At 52.0% G+C, this 20,955-nt stretch carries 30 protein-coding genes; all 30 read left to right on the top strand.

Features of this window, described 5'->3' with window-relative positions; translation table 11 throughout:
* Positions 1-44 precede the first annotated feature (44 nt).
* The 30 genes from GU926_RS08315 (at position 45) to GU926_RS08170 (ending at position 20,946) form a co-directional block, all read left to right on the top strand.
* Positions 45-1,379, top strand: a complete 1,335-nt coding sequence (locus tag GU926_RS08315) for a hypothetical protein (RefSeq protein WP_160690841.1) — start codon at positions 45-47, stop codon at positions 1,377-1,379.
* 54 nt (positions 1,380-1,433) lie between these two features.
* Positions 1,434-1,697 carry a hypothetical protein gene (locus GU926_RS08310; RefSeq protein ID WP_160690839.1) on the top strand — a complete coding sequence of 88 codons (264 nt, stop codon included), beginning with the start codon at positions 1,434-1,436 and terminating at the stop codon, positions 1,695-1,697.
* The gene (locus GU926_RS08305) at positions 1,675-2,043 is read left to right on the top strand and encodes a hypothetical protein (protein ID WP_160690837.1); all 369 of its coding nucleotides are present in this window, start codon (positions 1,675-1,677) and stop codon (positions 2,041-2,043) included. The genes GU926_RS08310 and GU926_RS08305 overlap by 23 nt, the downstream gene beginning before the upstream one ends.
* Before the next feature lie 155 nt (positions 2,044-2,198).
* Positions 2,199-2,465, top strand: coding sequence for a hypothetical protein (locus tag GU926_RS08300; protein ID WP_160690835.1), 267 nt, complete (start codon positions 2,199-2,201; stop codon positions 2,463-2,465).
* A gap of 134 nt (positions 2,466-2,599) precedes the next feature.
* Complete coding sequence (locus GU926_RS08295) at positions 2,600-2,854, top strand: hypothetical protein (protein WP_160690833.1); 255 nt, start codon at positions 2,600-2,602, stop codon at positions 2,852-2,854.
* Between the two features lie 190 nt (positions 2,855-3,044).
* Positions 3,045-3,287: a hypothetical protein gene (locus tag GU926_RS08290; protein WP_160690831.1), complete on the top strand. Its 243-nt coding sequence runs from the start codon at positions 3,045-3,047 to the stop codon at positions 3,285-3,287.
* A gap of 4 nt (positions 3,288-3,291) precedes the next feature.
* Positions 3,292-3,459, top strand: coding sequence for a hypothetical protein (locus GU926_RS08285; RefSeq protein WP_160690829.1), 168 nt, complete (start codon positions 3,292-3,294; stop codon positions 3,457-3,459).
* Positions 3,460-3,473: 14 nt separating this feature from the next.
* The gene (locus tag GU926_RS08280; RefSeq protein ID WP_160690827.1) at positions 3,474-4,115 is read left to right on the top strand and encodes a recombinase family protein; all 642 of its coding nucleotides are present in this window, start codon (positions 3,474-3,476) and stop codon (positions 4,113-4,115) included.
* Between the two features lie 151 nt (positions 4,116-4,266).
* Positions 4,267-4,437 (top strand): hypothetical protein, encoded by a 171-nt coding sequence (locus GU926_RS08275; protein ID WP_160690825.1) that lies wholly within the window; start codon positions 4,267-4,269, stop codon positions 4,435-4,437.
* 206 nt (positions 4,438-4,643) lie between these two features.
* Positions 4,644-5,576: an amidoligase family protein gene (locus GU926_RS08270; protein WP_160690823.1), complete on the top strand. Its 933-nt coding sequence runs from the start codon at positions 4,644-4,646 to the stop codon at positions 5,574-5,576.
* Between the two features lie 10 nt (positions 5,577-5,586).
* Complete coding sequence (locus tag GU926_RS08265) at positions 5,587-5,814, top strand: hypothetical protein (RefSeq protein ID WP_160690821.1); 228 nt, start codon at positions 5,587-5,589, stop codon at positions 5,812-5,814.
* Positions 5,815-5,942: 128 nt separating this feature from the next.
* A complete protein-coding gene (locus GU926_RS08260) occupies positions 5,943-6,503 on the top strand; it encodes a hypothetical protein (RefSeq protein WP_160690819.1) in 561 nt (186 codons plus the stop codon).
* Between the two features lie 206 nt (positions 6,504-6,709).
* A complete protein-coding gene (locus GU926_RS08255; protein ID WP_160690817.1) occupies positions 6,710-7,354 on the top strand; it encodes a hypothetical protein in 645 nt (214 codons plus the stop codon).
* Positions 7,351-8,253 (top strand): hypothetical protein, encoded by a 903-nt coding sequence (locus GU926_RS08250; RefSeq protein WP_160690815.1) that lies wholly within the window; start codon positions 7,351-7,353, stop codon positions 8,251-8,253. Before GU926_RS08255 ends, GU926_RS08250 begins: the two co-directional genes overlap by 4 nt.
* Positions 8,250-8,816, top strand: coding sequence for a hypothetical protein (locus GU926_RS08245; RefSeq protein WP_160690813.1), 567 nt, complete (start codon positions 8,250-8,252; stop codon positions 8,814-8,816). Before GU926_RS08250 ends, GU926_RS08245 begins: the two co-directional genes overlap by 4 nt.
* A 12-nt stretch (positions 8,817-8,828) precedes the next feature.
* On the top strand, positions 8,829-9,320 hold the full coding sequence (locus GU926_RS08240; protein WP_160690811.1) for a hypothetical protein: 492 nt from the start codon (positions 8,829-8,831) through the stop codon (positions 9,318-9,320).
* A complete protein-coding gene (locus GU926_RS08235; protein ID WP_160690809.1) occupies positions 9,304-9,861 on the top strand; it encodes a hypothetical protein in 558 nt (185 codons plus the stop codon). Before GU926_RS08240 ends, GU926_RS08235 begins: the two co-directional genes overlap by 17 nt.
* 91 nt (positions 9,862-9,952) lie before the next feature.
* Complete coding sequence (locus GU926_RS08230) at positions 9,953-11,320, top strand: S49 family peptidase (RefSeq protein ID WP_160690807.1); 1,368 nt, start codon at positions 9,953-9,955, stop codon at positions 11,318-11,320.
* Positions 11,321-11,334: 14 nt separating this feature from the next.
* A complete protein-coding gene (locus tag GU926_RS08225) occupies positions 11,335-12,288 on the top strand; it encodes a hypothetical protein (protein ID WP_160690806.1) in 954 nt (317 codons plus the stop codon).
* An 87-nt stretch (positions 12,289-12,375) separates the two neighbouring features.
* Positions 12,376-12,726 (top strand): hypothetical protein, encoded by a 351-nt coding sequence (locus tag GU926_RS08220; protein ID WP_160690804.1) that lies wholly within the window; start codon positions 12,376-12,378, stop codon positions 12,724-12,726.
* Between the two features lie 20 nt (positions 12,727-12,746).
* Positions 12,747-13,286, top strand: coding sequence for a hypothetical protein (locus GU926_RS08215; protein WP_160690802.1), 540 nt, complete (start codon positions 12,747-12,749; stop codon positions 13,284-13,286).
* Position 13,287: 1 nt separating this feature from the next.
* Positions 13,288-13,470, top strand: a complete 183-nt coding sequence (locus GU926_RS08210; protein WP_160690800.1) for a hypothetical protein — start codon at positions 13,288-13,290, stop codon at positions 13,468-13,470.
* Positions 13,471-13,572: 102 nt separating this feature from the next.
* On the top strand, positions 13,573-14,190 hold the full coding sequence (locus tag GU926_RS08205; RefSeq protein ID WP_160690798.1) for a hypothetical protein: 618 nt from the start codon (positions 13,573-13,575) through the stop codon (positions 14,188-14,190).
* On the top strand, positions 14,183-15,454 hold the full coding sequence (locus tag GU926_RS08200; protein WP_160690796.1) for a DNA modification methylase: 1,272 nt from the start codon (positions 14,183-14,185) through the stop codon (positions 15,452-15,454). Before GU926_RS08205 ends, GU926_RS08200 begins: the two co-directional genes overlap by 8 nt.
* Positions 15,426-16,040 (top strand): hypothetical protein, encoded by a 615-nt coding sequence (locus tag GU926_RS08195; RefSeq protein ID WP_160690794.1) that lies wholly within the window; start codon positions 15,426-15,428, stop codon positions 16,038-16,040. Before GU926_RS08200 ends, GU926_RS08195 begins: the two co-directional genes overlap by 29 nt.
* Positions 16,006-17,691 (top strand): hypothetical protein, encoded by a 1,686-nt coding sequence (locus tag GU926_RS08190; protein ID WP_160690792.1) that lies wholly within the window; start codon positions 16,006-16,008, stop codon positions 17,689-17,691. The genes GU926_RS08195 and GU926_RS08190 overlap by 35 nt, the downstream gene beginning before the upstream one ends.
* 350 nt (positions 17,692-18,041) lie before the next feature.
* Positions 18,042-18,386, top strand: coding sequence for a hypothetical protein (locus GU926_RS08185; RefSeq protein ID WP_160690790.1), 345 nt, complete (start codon positions 18,042-18,044; stop codon positions 18,384-18,386).
* Positions 18,386-19,729, top strand: coding sequence for a hypothetical protein (locus GU926_RS08180; protein WP_160690788.1), 1,344 nt, complete (start codon positions 18,386-18,388; stop codon positions 19,727-19,729). Before GU926_RS08185 ends, GU926_RS08180 begins: the two co-directional genes overlap by 1 nt.
* 3 nt (positions 19,730-19,732) lie before the next feature.
* Positions 19,733-19,945 (top strand): hypothetical protein, encoded by a 213-nt coding sequence (locus GU926_RS08175; RefSeq protein WP_160690786.1) that lies wholly within the window; start codon positions 19,733-19,735, stop codon positions 19,943-19,945.
* Positions 19,942-20,946 carry a DUF6712 family protein gene (locus GU926_RS08170; protein WP_160690784.1) on the top strand — a complete coding sequence of 335 codons (1,005 nt, stop codon included), beginning with the start codon at positions 19,942-19,944 and terminating at the stop codon, positions 20,944-20,946. The genes GU926_RS08175 and GU926_RS08170 overlap by 4 nt, the downstream gene beginning before the upstream one ends.
* Positions 20,947-20,955: the final 9 nt, after the last annotated feature.

Genomic DNA, 20,955 nt, shown 5'->3' with positions numbered 1-20,955 from the left:
CGCCACCGCCGCAGCCAAATATTCAAGCAGATATTCAAGCAGTTATGATTACGCAGAATAGACGAATTGAGACAAAGACGGCCCTTCTAAACTGGCACAAGCTGGTACAGCGCCTGAACGCTGCCCAGCCCACCATTGAGCGCAAGCGTCTGGTGAAAGGCGAGGAGGTTACCTACTACACCAAAAAGAAGCTTATACCTGGCAATCTGGAGGCCACCGGCGTCCGTTTGATCCTTGACTACGCTGCTGCCTACCACAAGGCAATAAAGGTGCCTGTGGTGGCCATGGCCATCACCGAGGAGGGAACGCTGCCCAGCCTTAGCATGAACTGCGTGACGCTGGCCTCGCGCCGCACCCTCTCAGACAGAGCCATCAGAAGCCACCTGAACGTGCTTAAGAGCGCCGAGGTAGGTTTGGTCACCGGTTACAAGTTCCATGGCACCTACGCCAATTTTGAGCTGTGGATAAGTCCCGAAATCCTGTGGAACGCCCACGAAACAGCCCCCCCCACGGCCGAGGAACCCCCAGCAGAAACTACCCATATCGCCCACCCTGCGCGGTTCATAAAGAACAATCTTCCGCTTAATGTATCCTGTAGAACACAAGATACTTTAAAAGATAAAATCAGCAGTGTGGATAAGGGAGAGGCGATGCCTCAGCCTGGCTTGCTACGCGAAGCCGCTGGGAACACCTGCGACACGACTGGCAACATAGGGCCGCAACTAGCTCCCGTTTCTGGCGAGAAGGCCACTGACAGCCCTGTAGCAGGCCAAGCGGCATGCGTGGCTACGACTGGGGGGGCGGCGGCGCCGAAAAAGGCTCTGGCGCCACGTTTTGAGGAGATGATCATCCAGTTCTGGGTGTATGCCCACAAGATGCTCTACCCAGAGTCCACCTTCAGCCCAGAGCAACACAAAATGGCCAAAAACGCCATCTACACTGGTATTTACCGAGGATTCAAAAACGCCCAGATGACTGCCAAGGACTGGGAAACCTACCATGAGGAACTGATGGAGCGCATTGACATCGCCGCTGCCTACTTCCGGAAGAACCCAGACAAGTACCCACCGGCTCCGTTCCCGCTTTTTGGCCTTGGCTCCGGCTACTTTGACTTTGAGAACGAGCGCGGTTTTAAGAAAACCCACGAATGGCTGGTGAACCGCGACGTCTGGAAGCTGCAGTACCAGGTGGAAAACGCACTTCGTCAGGCCCGTACCGAGTGGACCCAGTACAAAAAAGGAAAGGCACCCAAGCGCCTGCAGGCAAAAAGCCCTCTGGAGCTTTTCAGATTCCATGAAGCCAAAATCAAACCGCTGGGAAAGGACGCCCTGAACCGCTTCTACGCCCAGCATGCCATCCCCCAGAATCAGAATGTGTAACTAAAAGCAATAGCATTTTTTTAACCGATCCATACCACGCAAAATCAATTCAGCATGAACCAGGAAAGAACAAAGGCAGGCCAGAAGATGGTCGAGACCTCGCTTACCAAAGCGGTCGTTTACTTCAAAGACGGCAACAGCCGCAAATTCTACAGCCGGGATCTGGCCAGAAACTCTGCCATCCCAGACATGAACCTAGGCTACGGCCGTCTCCGCAAGATGGTGGAGAAATGGGGTGCCAGCGTTGCCAAGGCGCTGATCTATGACAACCGCACGGAAGAGGAACTAGATAGATTTGAAGACGGTGCTTGGAACTGATCAATTTGCCCAGCAGGCGATTGAGACCAACCGTCTGGAGGCGATGGCCCTTGCTCTGGCCATTCACGAATTCATCATCTACACCACCCAGGAGCGCCAGTTGACACAAGAAGAGGCATTAGCCCTCAAACCCCTGGCAAAAGTTTGCAAGCGGCTTACGGCCAGAGCATCTACCGAGGCCATGAAACCAAAGCCCAGCCCGTTCAAATTCAACTTCAAATGGGATGAGCTGCTGGCCGTCCAACTCTGCATCTCCATCAACACTTGCAACCAGGTATTGCAGGTGATTTTGGGAAAAGTCCAGCAAAAGGCCATCAATCTGAACGTGGCATCTTTCAAGACATAAGCGCTTCCCTAGCATAAGACGAGCGATAAATCCAGCGGCGGTAAGGCTGATCTGACAAGAGGTAGGGAGGCGCGTGAGTTGTGCCCTCTAAGACAGCAATGGATTGACAGCCGGAGAGACGGCAATTTCCCAACCCACATTTTAAAATATACTTTATGAACTCAAACTTAGAATATAAAGACAATGAGCAGGGTGGCCTTAACATCCTGAGAGATGGAGATAAAATAGGCCAGATATCAGGTGGTGAAATAGGGGTGGGGCATAAAAAGTTCTGGGATATAGCCCATGGCGTGACAGAAGCTCCTGCCTCAGAATGGAGCTACTGGCTGAAGGATTGTAAGGCAGATGAATATGTGAATGCCTGCGCGCTTTCTTCTATAAACCAGGCAAAGGCTCTGGCAGAACATCACTTCAATAAGTGACCATAATTCAGAAAAAGTGTGCTGAAAAAAGAGTCCTTGTTTTGAGGCCTGTTTTTGAGAAATCAGGCCACTTTTCACCCTTCGTTTTTTGTACCTCTTTAACCACTTCTTTTTAACACTACAATCCAAATAAAATGGACCACAAAATTCTAAATACCCAAAACCAAGACGTGCTTATTTATAGAGCCGAAACACAGAATGAGGAAACACAAGATTTTGACCAGACCGTGACGGTGCAAGCCTGGCTTAAAGACACTCATGAAGAAGATGGAGAGTCGGTGTTCAAGTTTGAGGAAATAGAGTTTGAATTGCCAGAGCAAGCCAGAGCATTTATAAGAGATTATTCAGAAGCTTCTGCTGAAGAGTTTTTGGCCAGACATGCTTTATAAACTTAATGGTAAAACGACTTAGATACAGCTATAAGCACCGGGTTAACCCCAAAGAATGGCCGGAAGCATACCGAGTGTTTTTGAAAAAGGAGAACCGCCGCAAAAAGTACCTGAACAAACTGACCCAAGAGTTAAGATTTAGGATTGCTTTTGCGGAACACATGAAAAGAAAGACAAAAACCTAATGATTATGCCAACTAAAAGAATGCACCTCTCAACCAATATAGAAGGGCTGTTGAGAAATTTTAAACGCAAGAAGCTAACAGGAATAGTTGAAAAAAACGGCAGAGCTTTATCTGATTCTGAGGCAAGAAAGTTTCTTGCTGAATGCCAAGCTAAAGGATGGAAGCTCTTACCATGTAGCGCAGACTGTGAAGGGTTTGACCATTTCGGCGGCGGGTGCCCTGGTCATCAAGTAGAAAACGAAGACTAAACTAATGATTATGCAACTCTCTCTATTTCCTGAAAAGCCACTTCCTGAAAAGCCTTTTAATACCTGGTCTGTCAAAGATGTGAAAGGCCTGAAATGGGGCATCGTTTCCATTCTTGATAACCAAGGAAAGGTCATTCAACGTCAGGTTGTTTATTCTTGTTTATTAAAATAACTAACGATTAATCTATGACGCCAGTAGCCTTATATGTACGGGTTTCCAGCAAGAGACAAGACTACCAGCGCCAGATCAGTGAACTTGAGTTACTGGCCACTAAGCATCAATTCCAGGTAGTGCAAATCTTTCAGGAGGTTGGCTCTGCAACTAAACGGAAAAAGGAGGAACGGCCAGAGCTACTGCAACTCATTAAACTTGCAGAGACTGGCGCCATCCAAAAGGTGCTGGTCTCTGAGATTTCAAGGCTTGGCCGCAAGACCTCAGAGATATTGAATCTCATTGACCGGTTCACGGAGTTGAAAGTCTCGGTCTTCGTGAAAAGCCTGAACCTTGAGACGCTGTTAGATGACGGCAGAAAGAACCCAGCCGCTAATCTTGTGTTTGTCATCCTTGCTGAACTGGCCAGTTCTGAGACAGAGCAATTAGGTGAGCGCATCCGGTCAGGTCTGGAAGAGGCCAGGCGCAAAAACAAGGTGATCGGCAGACCAAAGGGATCCGTGAAAACCGATAAGAAGCTGCTGGAGGAAAATCCCAAGGCGGTGCGCCTTCTTAAATCAGGCAAAAGCATCCGGGAAGTTGCAAAGCTCTGCGAGGTTTCCAACCAAACCGTTCAGAAAATAAAGAAAGCACTCATAGAAAAAGCCGGTAAATAGCCAGCTTTTTCTATTGCCTTAATTGCACCATTTCAGATATAATTGGTGGTATTAAAGAACCTTCAGAATTGAGGTTAATTAAAGCGCAATTGACTTGATGTGAGCCGATTAATTGGCGTGCTTAGACTCAACAATAAAACGCCATACCACCATGTCAACCTTCAGATTTTCAAAAGTAGAAACCGCCAGAAGCTTTCACAACGGTACCGAGAACCAAGCCAAGTGGGGCATAGTACTTTTGAACGGACTTTACCACGTAGCGCTTAACCGCCACATCTCAATACTTGTAAAGGCCGGTGGCATAGAGGTAAGCGTATTCTAGGATCCTGAATTTACCGGAAACCCAACCCCTGCAGTTATGTTCTGGAGGGGAGGGAGGTACTGCCTTTATTGTTTGATTGCACTGTTCCAGTGCATGATTTGTGGTATTAAAGAACTTTGCAACAACTTGAAAAAGAGTGTATTGATAACTTGATGTGTGCCGGTTAATGGTCGTACTTAGACTCAACAATAAAACGCTATACGACCATGACAGCAGCAGAAATACTAGCCTTACCAAGCACCAAAACCTACAAAATGCAACAGCTTCTGACTCTTGGCTTCACCCGCAAGCAGGTAGCCGAGATGATGGGCGTAGGGTACGGCTTTGTACAGAACGTATATGCGGCCATGCAACGCAGAGGCCAGATAGCCGCCGCCACCGCCGCAATTTTCAACAGAACCTTTGGCGTAGAAATAGAGGCATACGGCGTAAGCATGACGCGCCTGAAGGCAGAGCTTGCCGCCGCAGGTATCAGCATAGAGATAGAAGGCTACAACCATACCACCAGAAACCACTGGAAACTTGTGACGGACGCCTCGGTAAGCGGGCAGGAGGCTTTTGAACTGGTAAGCCCAGTATTGCAAGGCGAGGCTGGTATTGAAGAACTTAAGAAAGTTTGCCAAGTACTTAAACGCTGCAACGCCAAAGTAAACAAGAGCTGCGGGATGCACATCCACTTCGGAGCCGCAGACTTCGGACTGGCCCAGTGGAAGAACCTTTTCAAGAACTACCTAAACTACGAAGGCCTGATAGATAGCTTCATGCCGGTAAGCCGCAGAGGCAGCAACAACATGTACTGCAAAAGCCTTCTGAACAGGTTCTCCAGCAAAGCCGCCGCCTACACCGCCATTGAGGGATGCACCACTTTGGAGAAGATAGCCGAGAAGGTAAACGGCCAGAGCCGCTACAGCAAGCTGAATGTGGAAAGCTTCTTCAGACACGGTACGGTAGAGTTCAGACAGCACTCTGGTACCATAGAATTTGAGAAGGTAGAGAACTGGGTGCGCTTCCTTAACAACCTGATAGACTTCTCAAAAGATAAGGTGGCCACCGAGCAAAGTATTGACTCCCTTACTACTTTTAACCACGTAAACATCGTAAATTTCTACCGCGAGCGCATTACTACCTTAGCGGCTTAAAAAAGAGAGAATGAAAAAATACAAGGTACTGGGGGGAGGCGAGATCAACGCCTCCTCCTTCCTGTCACTGGTGACCCAGATGCAGGAGCAAAGCTTCACGCCTTCTTCTGATTTGCCTGATTTCATGCGCCAAGTGGCAGACCGCTGCATGATCCAGCGTGGCTCAGTCATACGCACCGACTCCACCGAGAATTTCGCACAAGATCTGATGGCCAACGGCTTCCTGGAACAGGTTTAGAGCGGAAGATAATTAGGCGGCTGCAGTAGTCTGGAAGACCTTTTTCTACACTGAACTAATTGTGTGGATAAGTCCTTTCCAGCAGTGAGATATATAGAGAAATTTATGTATCTTATTACATATTCCCTATGCAGCTACCCATCGAGATTCCTGTCAAATCCCACGTCTCAAAATTCCTGGCTGAGAAATTCCCCCGTGGCTTCCGTCTGAACAAGAGAACCCATCTGGGCATTGCTCTTTTCAGTATGCTGCGCCGTGAGAACATTGACAGCCAGTTTGATTCTTTTGTGGCTGGGTACCCCTGCGTCTTTAAGGTTAACGTGGGTGAGCACTCCTTCTTTGAGCGCGGTTGCCGCAACGTTAGCTCTGAGACGGCCCACCAATTCAACACATTGGTGCAGGACCTGATTGAGGCCGAGATGTTCGGTATAATTGAATTTTTGGAGATGTTCGGCGTGGAGCAGAAGCAGGCCATTGAGGTCTTCATGGCCAAGTATGGCTTTGATGAAACCGATGTGAAGTTTGACGCATTGAAGAAAGCCTACCAGCGCTACTGGGCAAAGAAGAACAAGGCCGGCAAGAAAAGGTTAAAGGGAGTAGACTTCCTTCCTTTCCTTTTTACTCTCCAAACGGTAAAGGCACTGGACTCACGTTATCTGCAAAAAAAAGTTGCGAAAATGGCCGCTTAGTACTTTCAGTTTTGTCCCTCGCTTTTACACGGTGTTTTCAGGAAAACAGGTCAAATAACTTACCCCCAAAACTAGCTTACCCAAGAACCCCTGCCAGACTGGTGGGGGTTTTTTCTTGTGCCTCTCCCTACCATACCTGCTGTAATAGGTGTCCTTTCTGAATGCGCCTGCGCGTGTGACCTTTGCCCCATAATCTTTTCCCTATTATGGACAACATCCTGCAGATTGACTCAGACAACATGGGTGGTGTTGAGGCGGTCTTCTATACCGCCCACTCAAACATTGACTGGGACCAGTTCCCAGATACGGACGGTCTGCGCCTGATCGGCGACATTGTGCTGAAGGAAGGGGCCACTTGGGGCATGCTGGTATTCACCAGAGACTCTGCAGGCTTCAATCTAGTGCCCAAGCAGGACCAGCGCGGCATCTACTACAACCATGACCTGAAGGGGAGTTTCCCAAAAGACACACCCGAACTGGCCCAGCTGCTCTACAAAATCATGCGCGGCCGGTATGTGGTGCTGCACCGGGACTTTAACGGTTACCTCAAATTCTCTGGCCACAGAGATTTTTCACTGGGCTTTGAGTACAAGTACGCCTCCGGTGACTCGCCTTCCAGAAACAATGCTTATGCCGCTGGCTTCAAGGCCGAGAGCATATTCCCGGCTTTCTTCTACTCAGGAAACTTTGAGGTCACTGATCTGGGAGAGGCCAACCCACCGGTGCCAGGCTCTGGATCCGGTGAACCTATCAAGGTGATGTTCAACGGTGAGGTGGTGAAAATTGTGCAGCCTGGAGAGACCCTTTCCATCGAAAGTGAATTCACACTGGAGTTTAAAATACTGATATGACAGCAGAAGAAATAGCGCAACTGAAGGCATCCATTGCCGCGCAACTTATTTCAGGGGAACAGGGGGGGACCGATGTGGGCAAGATCCGCACAGCCATAATTCTTGCCGTGGACGGCATCGCACCAAAGCTTGCCGGCCTTACCGGTAAGTTCAAGGGCGTCTATGAAGACGGTGCCAAGGAGGCAGACACCTACTGGCTTTCTGGCAACGTTCTTTGGAGAGTAAAAATGGCTTTCAACAGCGCAGTTGCCCCGACCCAGAACACGGCCTACTGGGAGAAATACCTGGACGTGGCCAGTCTTGAATCTAGGATCACTTCTGCAGAGGGTGCCTTAAGCCTGAAAGTAGATAAGTCTGGCACCAAACAGCTTTCTGACGAGAACTACACACTGGCTGAGAAAAGCAAGCTGTCGGTACTCTCCAATATCATTGTAGAGGATAGCTTGGCCAGTGTGAGCGCTACGAATGCGCTGAGCGCCAAGCAAGGCGGCATCTTAAGTGGCTGGATAGGCACGCTTGGCAACCTGGCCACCACCGCCAAGGATTCGCTGGTGGCAGCCATCAACGAGCTCAAGACAGGGCAGGGACTGAAGGCAGACAAGAGCCTCAGCGTCTTCACGCTCACCGGCACGGCCAACGTCCTGACCGCCGCCCACAACGGGGCGCTGGTGCTGGTAGACAACGCCAGCGGCAACACGCTCTCAGTAGGGGCTTTGGGCGCGGGCTTCCAGTGCATCGTCAAGCAGAAGGGCGCCGGCCAGATAAACCTGACCACCACGGGCGGCGTCACCCTGGACCACCCGGACGGGTTCCTCAAGTCCAGGAAGCAGAAGGCCACCTTCACCATTTTCTTTGAGAGCGCCGCGGTGGCCACGGTAGCGGGGGACCTGACGGCATGATAACAGCGCAGCACGGAATCGTCAAACCCAGCCCGGGCAACCTGGCATTGCTGGGCGCATTGCAGCTCAACGGCGTGGACCAGAACCTGAAGGTGCCCATCACCAGCTGTAGGGCGGTCTCCTTCTGGATCAACACGGCGGCCATGACCACCAACCACTACCTGCTGGACGCCCGGGCGGGCGGTGACGCACTGGTCATCAAAAGCACCAGCGTGGGCACCAGCAAGATCAGCTACAACGACGTGGACAGCACCAGCTCCAGCCCCGAGTCAGGGCTGCTCAACACCTGGGCGCGGGTATACGTGGAGTTCGTCAACCCGCAGACGGCGACCCTGCGCATCAGCAGCCGCTTCACGGACGTGGAGTTCGTGCAGCGCAGGATAGCCGACCTGCGCACCTACTCGGCCCCGCTCACCATTCAGGAGCGGCAGGACCTGAAGCTCAACAGCCGGGCCTTCGCCGCCTCCATCCAGTCACATTTCCTTTTGGAGGATGACTTGAACGATACTTTGAAGGGCTTGGTGGCCACCGTTCCCGGCACCGCAACATTTGTACCTTATTAATTTATACACGCCATGGCAGTAATGAAAGTAGAGAAGGTGTACGAGGGTCTGCCCTACACCTTCTACAAGGGAATTGACGCAGACGGTGAGTTTGTGGAGTATATCGAAGAGGGAACGCCCTACGCCAACGGGCTGGTGGGCCGGTTCTACCCGATAAAAAAGGAGATCCACCACAAGCCTGGGAAGGGTCACCTGTCGTACATTCTGACCACCTTCGAGTGGGACCTGTTCGACAGCAACGGCAACCAGCTTCCCAACGCCATGCCCCAGAGGACGCACCCGCTGTTCGGGACGCTGCAGGTGAGGACTAACGGTCAGGACGCCGCCACCTTCACCATGATGTTCGGCGACGTGTTCGGGCAGTTTGACGAGAACGGCTTTGTGAGGGCCGTGATGCGCCAGCCGAAGGCGAACCGCGTCTTCAACGACGACGGTACGCCTATTGTCCAGACCGAGGAGATGAAAATGCAGGCAAGGGGTGACTTTTATGAAAACAACCAGTAGCATGAAAGCGGTCTTTGTCATCACAAACTCGCTGGACGCGTCTTCTGTGAAGGCGTTCCTTCTTAGCCTTTTCAGCCTGTTTCTGCGTTTGGTGCTCAACGGGCCAAACCACACGGCTAACTTGATTAATGGCCACGTGTATGAAATGACGGCCAAGGGAAGGGAGAAGACAGAACTTGACGAATGGTTGAAAAAAACCAACCGTCGTGTGCAGGTACTTAAGCCTCTGGGACCATTTGACTTGCCAAAAGAAAGTAAGCCTTACGGTTTCTTTGACCTGGTGATGATGTTATTTCAGTTGATTGCACGGAAACTGGGCCTTAAGTGGACTTGGAACGGAAGAACTGGCGTTCTCAGGCGCTGGGTTGGTTGGTTCTGCTCAGAGTTCAGCGCCATCTGCGGCTACCGGCCTAACCCGTGGCTTTATACTCCCGGCGCCTTTCTGACGGATCCTTATTTTGAGGAGGTGGGTGTGTTCACCACTAAGCAGGGGATAGGAGTAACTTGTAGTTTCAAGATTGAATCGCTTATAAAAGTATAGGAAAAGCCCCACTCGGTGGGGCTTTTTTGTGTCCTTTCCACAGCCCTAAGACAGGTTCAACTTTGCATCGAAACTTATTACCGGTATCCCGATGCAATTCAACAAAGTTCTTTCCGCTGTTCTCCGTGACGCGTGGGCCATTGAGCCACATGCCGCCGAGTCCTATTTGGCCATGGTTTTCCAGATGATGGAGAGAAAAGGCCCGGAAACTGCTTCTGCTGAAAAGGAGGAGAAACCGCCGAGAGTCGTGGCCATGGCCATTGTGGAAGGCCTATCCTCCTCTGAGAGAAGCTTCATGTCTAGCTTCTCCAGCTATGATGACGCGCCTGCCGGCTCAATCGCCATTCACAGGGTGGAAGGTCCCATGATGACCGAGGACTTCTGCGGTGCGCCTGGCACTGCTACCATGGGCCGCTGGATCCAGGAGGCCGATGCGCATGAGAACATCATTGCGCACGTCGGCATTTTCAACTCTCCCGGTGGAACGGTGGCAGGCACTGAGCGCTTCGCAGGACTTATCGCCGGCACCCAGAAACCCTTCGTGTCTTTCGCGGAACTCATGTGCTCTGCCGCCTACTGGTCTGGATCCAACGCCAATCTGATCATTGCCTCCGGTAAGACCGCCATGGTGGGCAGCATCGGTACCATGACCACCATCACCGATTACAGCGCCTACTATGAGAAGTTCGGCATCAAGACCCACACCATACGGGCCACTGACTCCAAAGACAAGAACGAGCCTTACCTGCAGGCGCTGAAGGGCAAATATGAGCTGCTTCAGAAAACGCAGTTGGACCCGCTCAACGCGGCTTTTACCTCTTCTGTGCAAGAGAACAGAGAAGGAAAACTTGACCTGAAGGCAGAGGACGTGCTGACAGGCAAAGTCTACGTCGGGCAGGCCATCATTGACCACGGCCTCGCAGATGAGATGGGCACTTTTGAGTACGCTGTGCAGCGTGCGGCAGAACTGGCCAGAGCCGAGACCGGCACCGAAAACGCAAACCAACCTAATTCAAATACTACAATGGGAATTTTCTCAAAAAAACCAGTGGCCGAGGCAACCGTTGCCTTCGCCGCTGTGACTGCTTTAGCCGGCAAGAAAGGCGAAGAACTGACCGCTGAAATGGTAGACGCCGCCAATGATGAGTTGGAGGCCGCTGGCATTGAAGGCGCCGCCCTTATCACTGTTGAGCAGCATGAGGCATTCACTGCTTCTGTAGCCAACGAAACTCAGCTTACTGCTGACCTGGCCACTGCCAACACTGCTTTGGAAACCGCCAACACGGAGATTGCCTCTTTGAAAGCGGAGAACGCAAAGCTTGGCAAAAAGCCTGCCGCCTCATCTACATCTGTGTCTAAGGACGGCACGGAGTTGACCGAAGGCACAGATGAAAACGCCAAAGCCATGGCAGAGTTGGAGCATAACAAGGCTCTGGCAGACAACCCTTTGTTCAACTAAATTTTTAAATACCGATGAATATTGCAGACATCAAAACCGAGTTTGGGGCTTATTACCTGAACAACGGACAGAACCTGAGCAGACTTTACAAGTTGCTCAACTACCAGTCGGTGACGGATACTATCCTGACGCCGATTTTGACGGATGAGACCGTGTGGCGTGCCGCCAAGGCAACCATGGGCCGCGTCCTGCAGCCGTTCCAGAAGGCCTGGACGCCGTTGAACTCGCTTGAGTTTAAGCCGCTTGCCATTGAGCAGTTTAAAATGAAAGTGGACACTGAGGAGTACCCAGATGACCTGGAGTCTTCTTGGCTGGGTTTCCTTACCGGCGAGGGCATCGACCGTAAGGAGTGGCCTTTCATCCGTTGGTTCGTAGAGATCATGCTTTTGCCGCAGGCGAAAGAAGACTATGAGTTGAACGAGGTGTACAAAGGCGTATTCCAAGCACCGGCAAACGGTGTGGCCGGTGCTGCTGGTACCTCCATGAACGGTCTGCGCAAGTGCATCAATGACAACGTAACGGCTGGCCGTATTACGCCAATCGTAATGGGAGCCCCTGACACTGATAACAAAGTATTCGTGCAGCAGATAGAGGACTTCGTTGACAAGATCAACCTGCGCTACCAGCACATCCCGATGCAGCTGGCCTTGCAGCCTTCCTTAGAGAAGCGCTTCCACAGAGGCTACAAAGCCTTGTATGGTAAGGATACGGACTACAAAGCCAGCAACGGCTCTGTGGATTTCTCCAACATCACCATCAAAGGGCTTCCATCCATGATCGGTTCTAACAAGATTTTCTGTACCACGCCAGGCAACGCCATCCACTTAGGAAAGCGCACCCAGAACAAGAATGCGATGAACATTGAGAGCGTGGACCGTATGGTCAAGCTCTTCACTGACTGGAGCTCAGGGGTAGGTTTCATCCTACCAGAGTTGGTGTTCACCAACGACCAGGACTTAGTAGGCTAAGCCTTTGTTTTAATCTGACGTTTTTGGCCTGTTTTCCAGAAAACAGGCCAAAAACAATTTTCAACATTAGTTAAGGAGACCATAGAAATGGCAAAAAATAATCAACCTGCCACAGAGCAGACCAACAAGCCTGCACCGGAGCAGGCAGTAAAGCTTACTCCAGAGCAGGAGATTGCGCTGCTGAAAGAGCAGCTGGCGGCAAAGGATGCCATCATTGATGAGCAACTGGTGGCGTTGGAAGACGCAGAGGCCGCTAAAGGCAAAGTGCTTCCGGTGGTAACGCATGAAGGCGTCCAGTATCAGGTGAACTGTGCCAAGTTCCAGCATCCAGAGAAAGATGAAGACGTTACCGCTGCTCAATTGGTGGCTGACAAAGAGCTGCTTTCTCTACTGGTGGAGAAGAAGTCTGGCATCCTAAGCCCAGTTGTTAAATCATAGTTTGAAAGGAGACCATATTAATGGATTTACTTGATTTGAAAGAACCGGATGGTACAGACAACACCCCCGGTATTCGCACCGACCTTTACATCGCACCAGAGAACGAGTTCCTGTTGCTGAAAGGTCTTAAGACCACTGAACTGCCTGGTGACGAGGTGACCATTGACGGCGCCCATACCTTCGCAGATGGCAAAGGCTTCAGTGAAGTGTATGCCACCATGGACTCAGCTGAGTTGAAATTAGATCCGGTGGGTGACCCGGACGGCACGGGCTTCAAAGGCTCGTTTGAGTTCTTCCACCCAGGCACCTCTAAGGAGGCGGCTGTTTTCGCAAGAAAAGTGAAGAACAAGAACTGCATCATGATCGTGCCGCAGGCCGATGGCACCAAGATCCAGTTAGGCTCTAAAGGCCTGGGCGTGCGCATCACGCCTAGCTACTCTTCAGGCAAGCTGTCAGGCGGTCGCAGAGGCTGGACCTTCAAGTGCGAGTACTACACGAACCTGTTGGCTTTCTATGAAGGCGACATCGTGTTGAAATCGGCTGTAGTAGTAGGCCCGTAAGATGGCAGCAACCTTGAAACCGGAGGTGGCCAGAAAGTACACGGCGCCTCATGGCGTGAGAAGAGTGATCCTGGCAGACGGCCGGGAGGTTAATCTGGCCACGCTCACCCTCAAGGAAGCCAATGCCTATGCCAAGTCGGGCAATTTCCCGTACTTAGCACTGAAAACGAAGAAGGGGGCTTAGGCCCGCTGATTTGATTTTTGTTTCTAAACTAAAGCCTGCATGACTCATGCAGGCTTTTTTTACGTCCTTTCCAGCGGCAATTGCCGGCCGCACCTTTGTCCTATGAAGTATGAGGGCATTAAAGTCTGGCTAGAGACAAGCGGCAATTTCCAAGACGGTGCCGCGCTGTATGCGTGCCATGGTACCAACCAGGCACTCAAAGACCTGTTCAACAAAGGGGAGTATTCCTTCTCCAAAAAGAAGCTGCGCTCTGCACTGGAGGAATTGCTGCAGCAGAGTTTACCTACAGCTAAACCCGCACCGGTTTCAAGCTCTTTTATACAAAATAGGCCGAAAACTGTCACAAAAACCCCGGAAAACGTCACAAAAGCGCCTCACCCAGAGGTGAACGGTCGGCTGCGTGCTTTGCTGGATGAGCGGACCATGCTCCATGCCCAGCTTGAGTACGCTGGTCCCATGACTAGACTGTTTCACTGCCTACGCATTGTGGAGCTTACTAAATTAATCACCGCCATCTATTTCAATCTGGAGAAACCTGAAGAGCAGCCCACCGACTTCTCCCAGATAGCAGACCGCGCCCAACTCAAGCAAGAGCTGCTCAACATGCGTGCCCTACGCGCCAAACTTCGCAAAAACCCGAAACGCCAGGCAGAACTGCCGGCGCTGGAGGAAAAGATCAATACTGTTTCGCAACTTTTAAAACAAACCCAAAATGACTGATTTAATCTGGAGCACGGTGCAGCGCCGCGTCTCTGACCTTATTCCCTATGAGTACAACCCGCGCATCCTGACTCCGGAGCGCCGCCAGATACTGGCCGAGTCCATCGGTAAATTCAACTTAGTGGAAATACCGGTGATCAACCAGGACGGCACCGTCATTGCCGGCCACCAGCGCCTGAAGATTCTCTTTGATTTGGAGAGAGGTGAGGAGTTGATTGACGTGCGTTACCCTAACCGCCTGCTCACTGAGCTTGAGTTGAAGGAATACAACGTGCGCTCCAATGTTCAGATCGGGCATTGGGACACTGACGTGCTGGAGGATATTTTCAAAGACATTGACCTTGCCGGCCTTGGCTTGAACGTGGAAGAGTTCAAGATGCCAGACTCCCTTATGAAGGAACTGAACCCAGAGCAGGAGTCTGATTTTGAGCCGGTATTGCCTCGCGTGCCTGTTTCTGTGGAAGGCGACTTGTATGAGTTCATCAGTCCAAGCAAGCGCATCACCCACCGCGTGCACTGCGCCTCCAGCACTGACAGCGATGCCGTGGCCAAGACCATGAACGGCCAGTTGGCGGCTCTGGTGATCACGGACCCGCCCTATAATGTGAACTATGAAGGCAAGACCAAGGAGTCTCTCAAAATTGAGAATGACAGCATGGATGACTCTTCCTTCTTCCAGTTCCTGCATGACTTCTACACCAATTGCTATCTGTTCATGGAGGCAGGCGCTCCCATCTATGTTTTCCACGCAGACTCAGAAGGAGCCAACTTCAGAACCGCTTTAAAGGACTCGGGTCTTAAACTAAGCCAGTGCCTTGTGTGGCTGAAGAACTCCATGGTGATGGGCCGGCAGGACTACCACTGGAAGCATGAGCCTATTCTGTATGGTTGGAAGGAAGGCGCCGCGCATAAGTGGTATTCTGACCGGAAACAGACCACGGTGCTGGAGTTTGACAGGCCCACCCGCAATGCAGAGCACCCGACCATGAAACCCATCCCGATTCTGCTTTACATGCTGGAGCAGAGCTCGCAGCGCCGGGACATCGTGTTTGACGGCTTCGGCGGCTCAGGCTCCCAGTTGATCGCCTGTGAGCAGCTGCAGCGCCAGTGCTACAGTCAGGAACTGGATCCTCGCTATGTGGACGTGCACGTGCGCCGGTGGGTCAAATACATGCAAGAGAACAATCTACCCTATAAAGTATTGAGAAATGGAGAAGAGCTTAATCACGAGCAGCTTGCCGGATTCGCTAATCCCGAAGCCTAAGAATGACACGCGGCTTGACCGCATCTACAATTCCTACATTGAGGAGGATGGTGACCTGCTGCTTTCTGAAAAGGACAAAGAAGTGCGTGAGCAGCTGGAGGCGGCTTGGGGGCTGTTGGTGCAATACCACTCGTTTGAGCAGGCGGTGCCTCTGCTTACTTCCCGGTTCAAGATCAGTCGGGCCACCGCTTACCGTGTGATCAACCAGTGCACACAGCTTTTCGGTGACGTGACGCAGGTGAGCAAGCAGGGTCTTCGCCACATCCTGTATGAGTACAGCATGAAGGTGTTCCAGCTTGCGGCCACCCAGAGACCGCCTGACCTGGGTGCCATGAACCGCGCCATCAAGAACATGGCCATGCTCAAAGGCCTTGACCAGACCGATGTGAACGGCTATGATGCTGAGTTGATGGAGGCCCACACGTATGTGATGCAGTTAATGACCGCCACTGGTACCAGCAGAGTCATTAATCTGGAGAACATCCCAGAGACGGATTATGAGTTAGTGGTGGATTCTGTGCAACAGCAGGGACTCGGTGACAGCTGGGAGCATGAGGAAACTGAAAAAGACGAAGATGATGAGTAGCCCAGAGCCAAAGTCTAAGAAGCTGGACCTTAACCGGGTCCAGCTTCTTTTCGCTGTCAGTAAGTTTGCCGCCTCCATCTGCCTCTGGGGGCGTGCCACCGGCAAGTCTTCCATCATTGCCTGGCTGATCCTGTTGATCATCAAAACGCTTCCCAGAAGCAAGTGGGTGATCCTCGGCTCTACTTTCCAGCAGCTATTGACTGTCACGCTTCCTAGTACGATCGGTTCTCTCGCCAGACTGGGCCTCTATAAAGACGTGCATTATTTCGTGGGCAGAAGACCGCCCAAAACGTGGAAGGCCATTGAGCCTTATGAACCGCCTTTGAAATACGACCACTGCATCTACTTCTGGAAGGAAGGCGTGGTGTTTCAGATGGTAAGTCAGGACGGCGGGGCCACCAGCGCCCGTGGGGGTAACTTTGACGGCAGTATCTCGGATGAGTCCCTGCTGATCAACAAAGACCAGTATGATAGGGAGGTGCTGCCTACTTTGCGCGGTAACCGCCGCTTCTTCAAAAACCAGCGTCTGCACCATGGGGAATTCCACTTCAGTTCCATGCCCTATGACGCCAGCCATTGGCTTTTGAAGGGAGGGGAGCACTATATCAAGGCAGGCTATGATTTCATCACTCTGCAGAATGAGATGATTGACCTGCAGCTGAAGTTCATAGATAATAAGGATGTTGAGTTCAGGAAAAAGCTGTGGCAGGACATCAACCGCCTTAGCAAGGAACTGAAGTTCTACCCAGACCCGGCAACGGGCCTGCTCTACTCTGAGGCCAATGCGTTTGAGAACCTGAGAAACCTGGGCATCAAATACCTGGAGCAGCAGCGTGAGTCGCTTACCGAGTACGTGTTCCTGATGGAGGTGCTCAACCAGCGGCCGGGAAAGGTAGAGGCCGGCTTCTACCCAACCCTTAGCCTGAAGAAGCACACCTATAACCAGTTTGAGAATGATGCCTACCTGGAGGGATTGAACTACCAGTTGGACAAACTCACTACTGCAGACAGCCGCATGGACGGTGACTGTGTGAGCAGCCAGCCCTTGCGCCTTGCCGTGGACTGGGGGGCCAAGATATCATCCCTTACCGTGGCTCAGGACCTAAGCCCGGAGTACAGGTTCCTGAAGGGCTTCTATGTGAAGCACCCTAAGCTGATCAGTGACCTGGCCGAAGAGTTCTGCGACTACTATGCCTACCATCTCAATAAGAAGATCTTCTTCATTCCGGACAAGGAGCACGGTGACCACAGGCGCGCAGACTCTAAGCTGTCCTATAACCAGCAGTTCATGGAGTGTCTCAAGAAGCGGGGCTGGACAGTGACCAAGGTGGAGCTGGGTCGTATGCCAAGGCACCAAGCCAGGTATCACCTGGCCCACGAGATGTTCTCAGAGAAGAACCCGCGCCTGCCTAAGATCAGGTTCAATAAGGTGCACTGCAAGGACGTGCTCACGGCACTGACCATGGCGCCGGTGCGTGAGGGCAGGGATGGGCAGATTGCTAAAGACAAGAGCAGCGAGGGCCGCGCCTCAACGCCGGCTCAGGAGGCTACCCACTACACTGATACCGTGGACCTGCATCTGGTCAGCATAGACAAGCACGTGATCAGAAGGGGTGGCAACTTCGCTGACCTGGTGGTGGTGACCAGGTAGGCTTTGCCATCACATAAGCAATGAAGGCGAGAGCCGCAGCCAGACCGCTGCGGCTCTTTTGCTTTGGGGTCGCCGGTCATATATCCCCCGATTAGGGGGTGGCAACTGCCGCCACGCGTTAGAGCAAGGCCGGGGTGCGAATCCGCATTTTGAGACTGCGAAATCTGGCCGGGCCTCGTTTTTTTTGGTTTCGGGAAAACTGACGCGGTTTTGCCAGAAAATTTTTGAGACTGGGTTTTTGGCCTGTTTTCTGGAAAGTTGCCACTAAACAACCAATACCCTCTAAAATACCCGTTCCCGTTTTTTGTGTCCTTTCCGCACGCACCGCCGCGCCTGAACTTTGGGCTACTATGAAAGGAAAGGGAATCATACGGCTTGCGGATGCGCTGGAAAAAATGGAGGAGGGTGAGCCTTTCGACATTGTGCACTTCACCGCCAATGAGAAAAAACAGACCGGTGGTGAGCGCAAGGTGCGCCGTGGCGTCACCATGACCAGCGTGGGCAGAAAAGGGAAAACCAATTCAGCAGAGACACAGGAAGATTTTCCTGTGGACTCAGAATCGCCTGCCAAGTCCAAGAAAAACCCCAACCACTTCGCCAACGCCACCCGCAACATCATCCTCGGCAACGGCCAGACGCGCACCGTGCACCTCTTCCTTATCACCCAGTTCAACGACCTTAAAGTAATTATCTAATGACGGTTATAGCCAATAGCTCAGGCACCATGTTCTTCGGGTCCAATTCCCGCAGCGTCTTCAAAACCGGCAGCGCCTTGTCTGCCGCCAACGCAGGCAGTAAGGGCCGGGACATGGGAACGCCCACCGTACCCACCAAGAAGGCAGACGGCGGTGGCGACATTGAGAAGTGGGGAGATGATAACAAGTTCCCGCAGAACGTGCGTGAAGAGGCAGAGAAGAACACCATCCTGCCTGCCGTTCTTGAGCGCCGCGCAGCCCTATGGCACGCCGGTGGCATTACCTACGGTGAGATTACCGGTTATGATGATGCTGGCAATGAGATATTCCAGCGCACCAAGGACACGGCCATTGATGAGTTTTTCAGAAAGACCAACATCCTCCGCTACGGCTATGAGTCCTTTATGGATCTGTCCTGGTTTGCCAACTCCTTTCCTGAGTTTGTCAAATCGCGTGACGGCTCCCAGATCGTGCGCCTTACCTCGCAGGAGGCCACTTTCAGCCGCTATTCAAAGGCAAACCCCACCAGTGGCATTTTTGAGCGCCTGTACATAAACGGCAACTGGGACAAGTCTGATTCTATCGACGGTTTGAAGAGCGTGAGCGTACTGGACCCGTATGATGACCCGGTTGCGCAGATTCTGGAGTCAGGCGAAGACAAGTTCATTTATCCCATCTCCATTCCATCGCCGGACAAATGCGCTTATCAGTTGGCTTCCTGGAACAGCGTTCGCCGCTCCGGATGGTTGGAGGTGGCGCAGGCCATCCCAGAGTTTAAGAAGCAGCTTTTCAAAAACCAGCTTACCATCAAATACATCGTCTCTGTGCACTCTGCCTACTGGGTGTGGAAATACAAAGACTGGGATGAGAAGTCTGAGGACCAGCGCAAACTTATTATCGGTGATGAACTCGAGACTTTTGACAAAGTGATGGCCGGTACGGACGGTGCAGGCAAGTCCATTCTTACTACTACTATCACACTTGATTCTGGTGAGACCATTGCGGCTTTCAAAGTAGAGGCCGTTGATGACAAGCTGCAATCGGGCATCTATGTGGAAGACTCTCAGGAGGCTTCTTCCCATATTCTGACCGCCGTGGGCTTGGCTCCGGTGCTCATGGGTATCACGCCCGGCAAGAGCATGGGCGCGGGCTCCGGCTCAGACGCCCGCGTGCATTTCAACAACTTCATCTCTACCTCCAAATTCCAGCAGGAACTGGTGCTGGAACCGCTTTACACGGTAAGGGACGTCAACGGCTGGAACCCCAACACGGTGTTCCGGATCCAGAACCCACTCATCATGACGCTGGACAAAGGCAAGCAGGTGCAGCAGGAAACCTCCTAAGCCATGGAAGAATACCGGGAAGGCCAGTTGGTGGCACTCGTCTCCAACCCAGAGTGTCGCATGACAGTGGCCGCAAAGGCAGAGGACGGCAAATATGTGTGCGTCTGGATCAACCACAACAAAGACCTGCGCAGCTGCAACTTCCCAGGAGCCATGCTGCAGTTGGCAGAAGAGAAAAATAGAATCGGCTTTAGCCAAAATGACAAAGCATCATGAAAACGCTGATTAGAACAATTGAGGAATTTACGCTCTACGTGGGCGTGGCCAGCAGCTTTGAGCTGGAGCCGGTCATGGGTGACATCCTATTGGTGGAAGACGAGCATCTGAGGAAATACCTTGGCAACGCCTTCTATGAGTTGCTTCTGGAAAAATACGAGGCACAAACGCTGACAGACAAGCAGAAGGTGCTTCTAGGGTATCTGCAGGGGGCAATTGCCAATCTGGCCATGGAAGGCTACATGGCATTGAACCAAGTGGACATCACCAACCTTGGCATCCATATTCACTCTGACCAGTCCGTTAAGACTGCCTTCCAGTGGCAGACGAACGAACTGAGAAGAAGCCTGCTTAAAAAGGGTTACAGCGCCTTGGAGAAATCCCTGCAGTATCTAATTGCCAACGTGGAAGAAGCTGATTTTATAGAGTGGAAGAACTCGGGCATCCTTTCCCAGTTCAGGCGCAACTTCATCAACGCGGCCGCTGAGTTCTCTGAGCACTACTCCATCCGGAACTCCTGGCTTACCTTCCTTGGCCTACAGCCGGTCATCAGGAAAGTGGAGCGCATGGGCATCATTCCGCAGATAGGGGAGGAACTGGCCGATGAGATCAGCACCCAGATCAAGGCCGGCACCGTGAGCGAAGACAACAAACGCCTGCTGGAATATTATATACAACCGGCGCTGGCGCACCTCACCGTGGCCAAGGCGCTGGTAGAGCAGGGCTTTGAGCTCACGCCGGACGGCATAGAGATCACCTATGCCAGGATTGACGAGGGCAACGCCAAAGAAGCGGATGCCGACAACGCCAAACTGCTGGAGTCCAAGATACGCGAGGCAGAGGTGGACGGCCTTCACTTCCTGCACAAGATGCGCCAGTACCTGGACCGCAACGCATCTGAGACCAAATACGCCGCCTACTTCACCAGTGACCGCTATTCCGCACCAGTGGAAAAGGTGCCTTTGAACCAGTCCACCAACAGAACCTTCCGCGCATTCTAACCCAACCCA

Source organism: Nibribacter ruber (genome assembly GCF_009913235.1).
Taxonomy (GTDB): domain Bacteria; phylum Bacteroidota; class Bacteroidia; order Cytophagales; family Hymenobacteraceae; genus Nibribacter; species Nibribacter ruber.
The sequence above is the reverse complement of the archived record's forward strand: the minus strand, read 5'-3'. Positions and strand labels throughout refer to the sequence as shown.

What these genes read in the sequence shown, in the direction of transcription:
- GU926_RS08315 (WP_160690841.1), top strand. Translation starts at nt 45, where the DNA reads ATGATTACGCAGAATAGACGAATTGAGACAAAGACGGCCCTTCTAAAC.
- GU926_RS08310 (WP_160690839.1), top strand. Translation starts at nt 1,434, where the DNA reads ATGAACCAGGAAAGAACAAAGGCAGGCCAGAAGATGGTCGAGACCTCG.
- GU926_RS08300 (WP_160690835.1), top strand. Translation starts at nt 2,199, where the DNA reads ATGAACTCAAACTTAGAATATAAAGACAATGAGCAGGGTGGCCTTAAC.
- GU926_RS08295 (WP_160690833.1), top strand. Translation starts at nt 2,600, where the DNA reads ATGGACCACAAAATTCTAAATACCCAAAACCAAGACGTGCTTATTTAT.
- GU926_RS08290 (WP_160690831.1), top strand. Translation starts at nt 3,045, where the DNA reads ATGCCAACTAAAAGAATGCACCTCTCAACCAATATAGAAGGGCTGTTG.
- GU926_RS08285 (WP_160690829.1), top strand. Translation starts at nt 3,292, where the DNA reads ATGATTATGCAACTCTCTCTATTTCCTGAAAAGCCACTTCCTGAAAAG.
- GU926_RS08280 (WP_160690827.1), top strand. Translation starts at nt 3,474, where the DNA reads ATGACGCCAGTAGCCTTATATGTACGGGTTTCCAGCAAGAGACAAGAC.
- GU926_RS08275 (WP_160690825.1), top strand. Translation starts at nt 4,267, where the DNA reads ATGTCAACCTTCAGATTTTCAAAAGTAGAAACCGCCAGAAGCTTTCAC.
- GU926_RS08270 (WP_160690823.1), top strand. Translation starts at nt 4,644, where the DNA reads ATGACAGCAGCAGAAATACTAGCCTTACCAAGCACCAAAACCTACAAA.
- GU926_RS08265 (WP_160690821.1), top strand. Translation starts at nt 5,587, where the DNA reads ATGAAAAAATACAAGGTACTGGGGGGAGGCGAGATCAACGCCTCCTCC.
- GU926_RS08260 (WP_160690819.1), top strand. Translation starts at nt 5,943, where the DNA reads ATGCAGCTACCCATCGAGATTCCTGTCAAATCCCACGTCTCAAAATTC.
- GU926_RS08255 (WP_160690817.1), top strand. Translation starts at nt 6,710, where the DNA reads ATGGACAACATCCTGCAGATTGACTCAGACAACATGGGTGGTGTTGAG.
- GU926_RS08250 (WP_160690815.1), top strand. Translation starts at nt 7,351, where the DNA reads ATGACAGCAGAAGAAATAGCGCAACTGAAGGCATCCATTGCCGCGCAA.
- GU926_RS08245 (WP_160690813.1), top strand. Translation starts at nt 8,250, where the DNA reads ATGATAACAGCGCAGCACGGAATCGTCAAACCCAGCCCGGGCAACCTG.
- GU926_RS08240 (WP_160690811.1), top strand. Translation starts at nt 8,829, where the DNA reads ATGGCAGTAATGAAAGTAGAGAAGGTGTACGAGGGTCTGCCCTACACC.
- GU926_RS08235 (WP_160690809.1), top strand. Translation starts at nt 9,304, where the DNA reads ATGAAAACAACCAGTAGCATGAAAGCGGTCTTTGTCATCACAAACTCG.
- GU926_RS08230 (WP_160690807.1), top strand. Translation starts at nt 9,953, where the DNA reads ATGCAATTCAACAAAGTTCTTTCCGCTGTTCTCCGTGACGCGTGGGCC.
- GU926_RS08225 (WP_160690806.1), top strand. Translation starts at nt 11,335, where the DNA reads ATGAATATTGCAGACATCAAAACCGAGTTTGGGGCTTATTACCTGAAC.
- GU926_RS08220 (WP_160690804.1), top strand. Translation starts at nt 12,376, where the DNA reads ATGGCAAAAAATAATCAACCTGCCACAGAGCAGACCAACAAGCCTGCA.
- GU926_RS08215 (WP_160690802.1), top strand. Translation starts at nt 12,747, where the DNA reads ATGGATTTACTTGATTTGAAAGAACCGGATGGTACAGACAACACCCCC.
- GU926_RS08210 (WP_160690800.1), top strand. Translation starts at nt 13,288, where the DNA reads ATGGCAGCAACCTTGAAACCGGAGGTGGCCAGAAAGTACACGGCGCCT.
- GU926_RS08205 (WP_160690798.1), top strand. Translation starts at nt 13,573, where the DNA reads ATGAAGTATGAGGGCATTAAAGTCTGGCTAGAGACAAGCGGCAATTTC.
- GU926_RS08200 (WP_160690796.1), top strand. Translation starts at nt 14,183, where the DNA reads ATGACTGATTTAATCTGGAGCACGGTGCAGCGCCGCGTCTCTGACCTT.
- GU926_RS08190 (WP_160690792.1), top strand. Translation starts at nt 16,006, where the DNA reads ATGAGGAAACTGAAAAAGACGAAGATGATGAGTAGCCCAGAGCCAAAG.
- GU926_RS08185 (WP_160690790.1), top strand. Translation starts at nt 18,042, where the DNA reads ATGAAAGGAAAGGGAATCATACGGCTTGCGGATGCGCTGGAAAAAATG.
- GU926_RS08180 (WP_160690788.1), top strand. Translation starts at nt 18,386, where the DNA reads ATGACGGTTATAGCCAATAGCTCAGGCACCATGTTCTTCGGGTCCAAT.
- GU926_RS08175 (WP_160690786.1), top strand. Translation starts at nt 19,733, where the DNA reads ATGGAAGAATACCGGGAAGGCCAGTTGGTGGCACTCGTCTCCAACCCA.
- GU926_RS08170 (WP_160690784.1), top strand. Translation starts at nt 19,942, where the DNA reads ATGAAAACGCTGATTAGAACAATTGAGGAATTTACGCTCTACGTGGGC.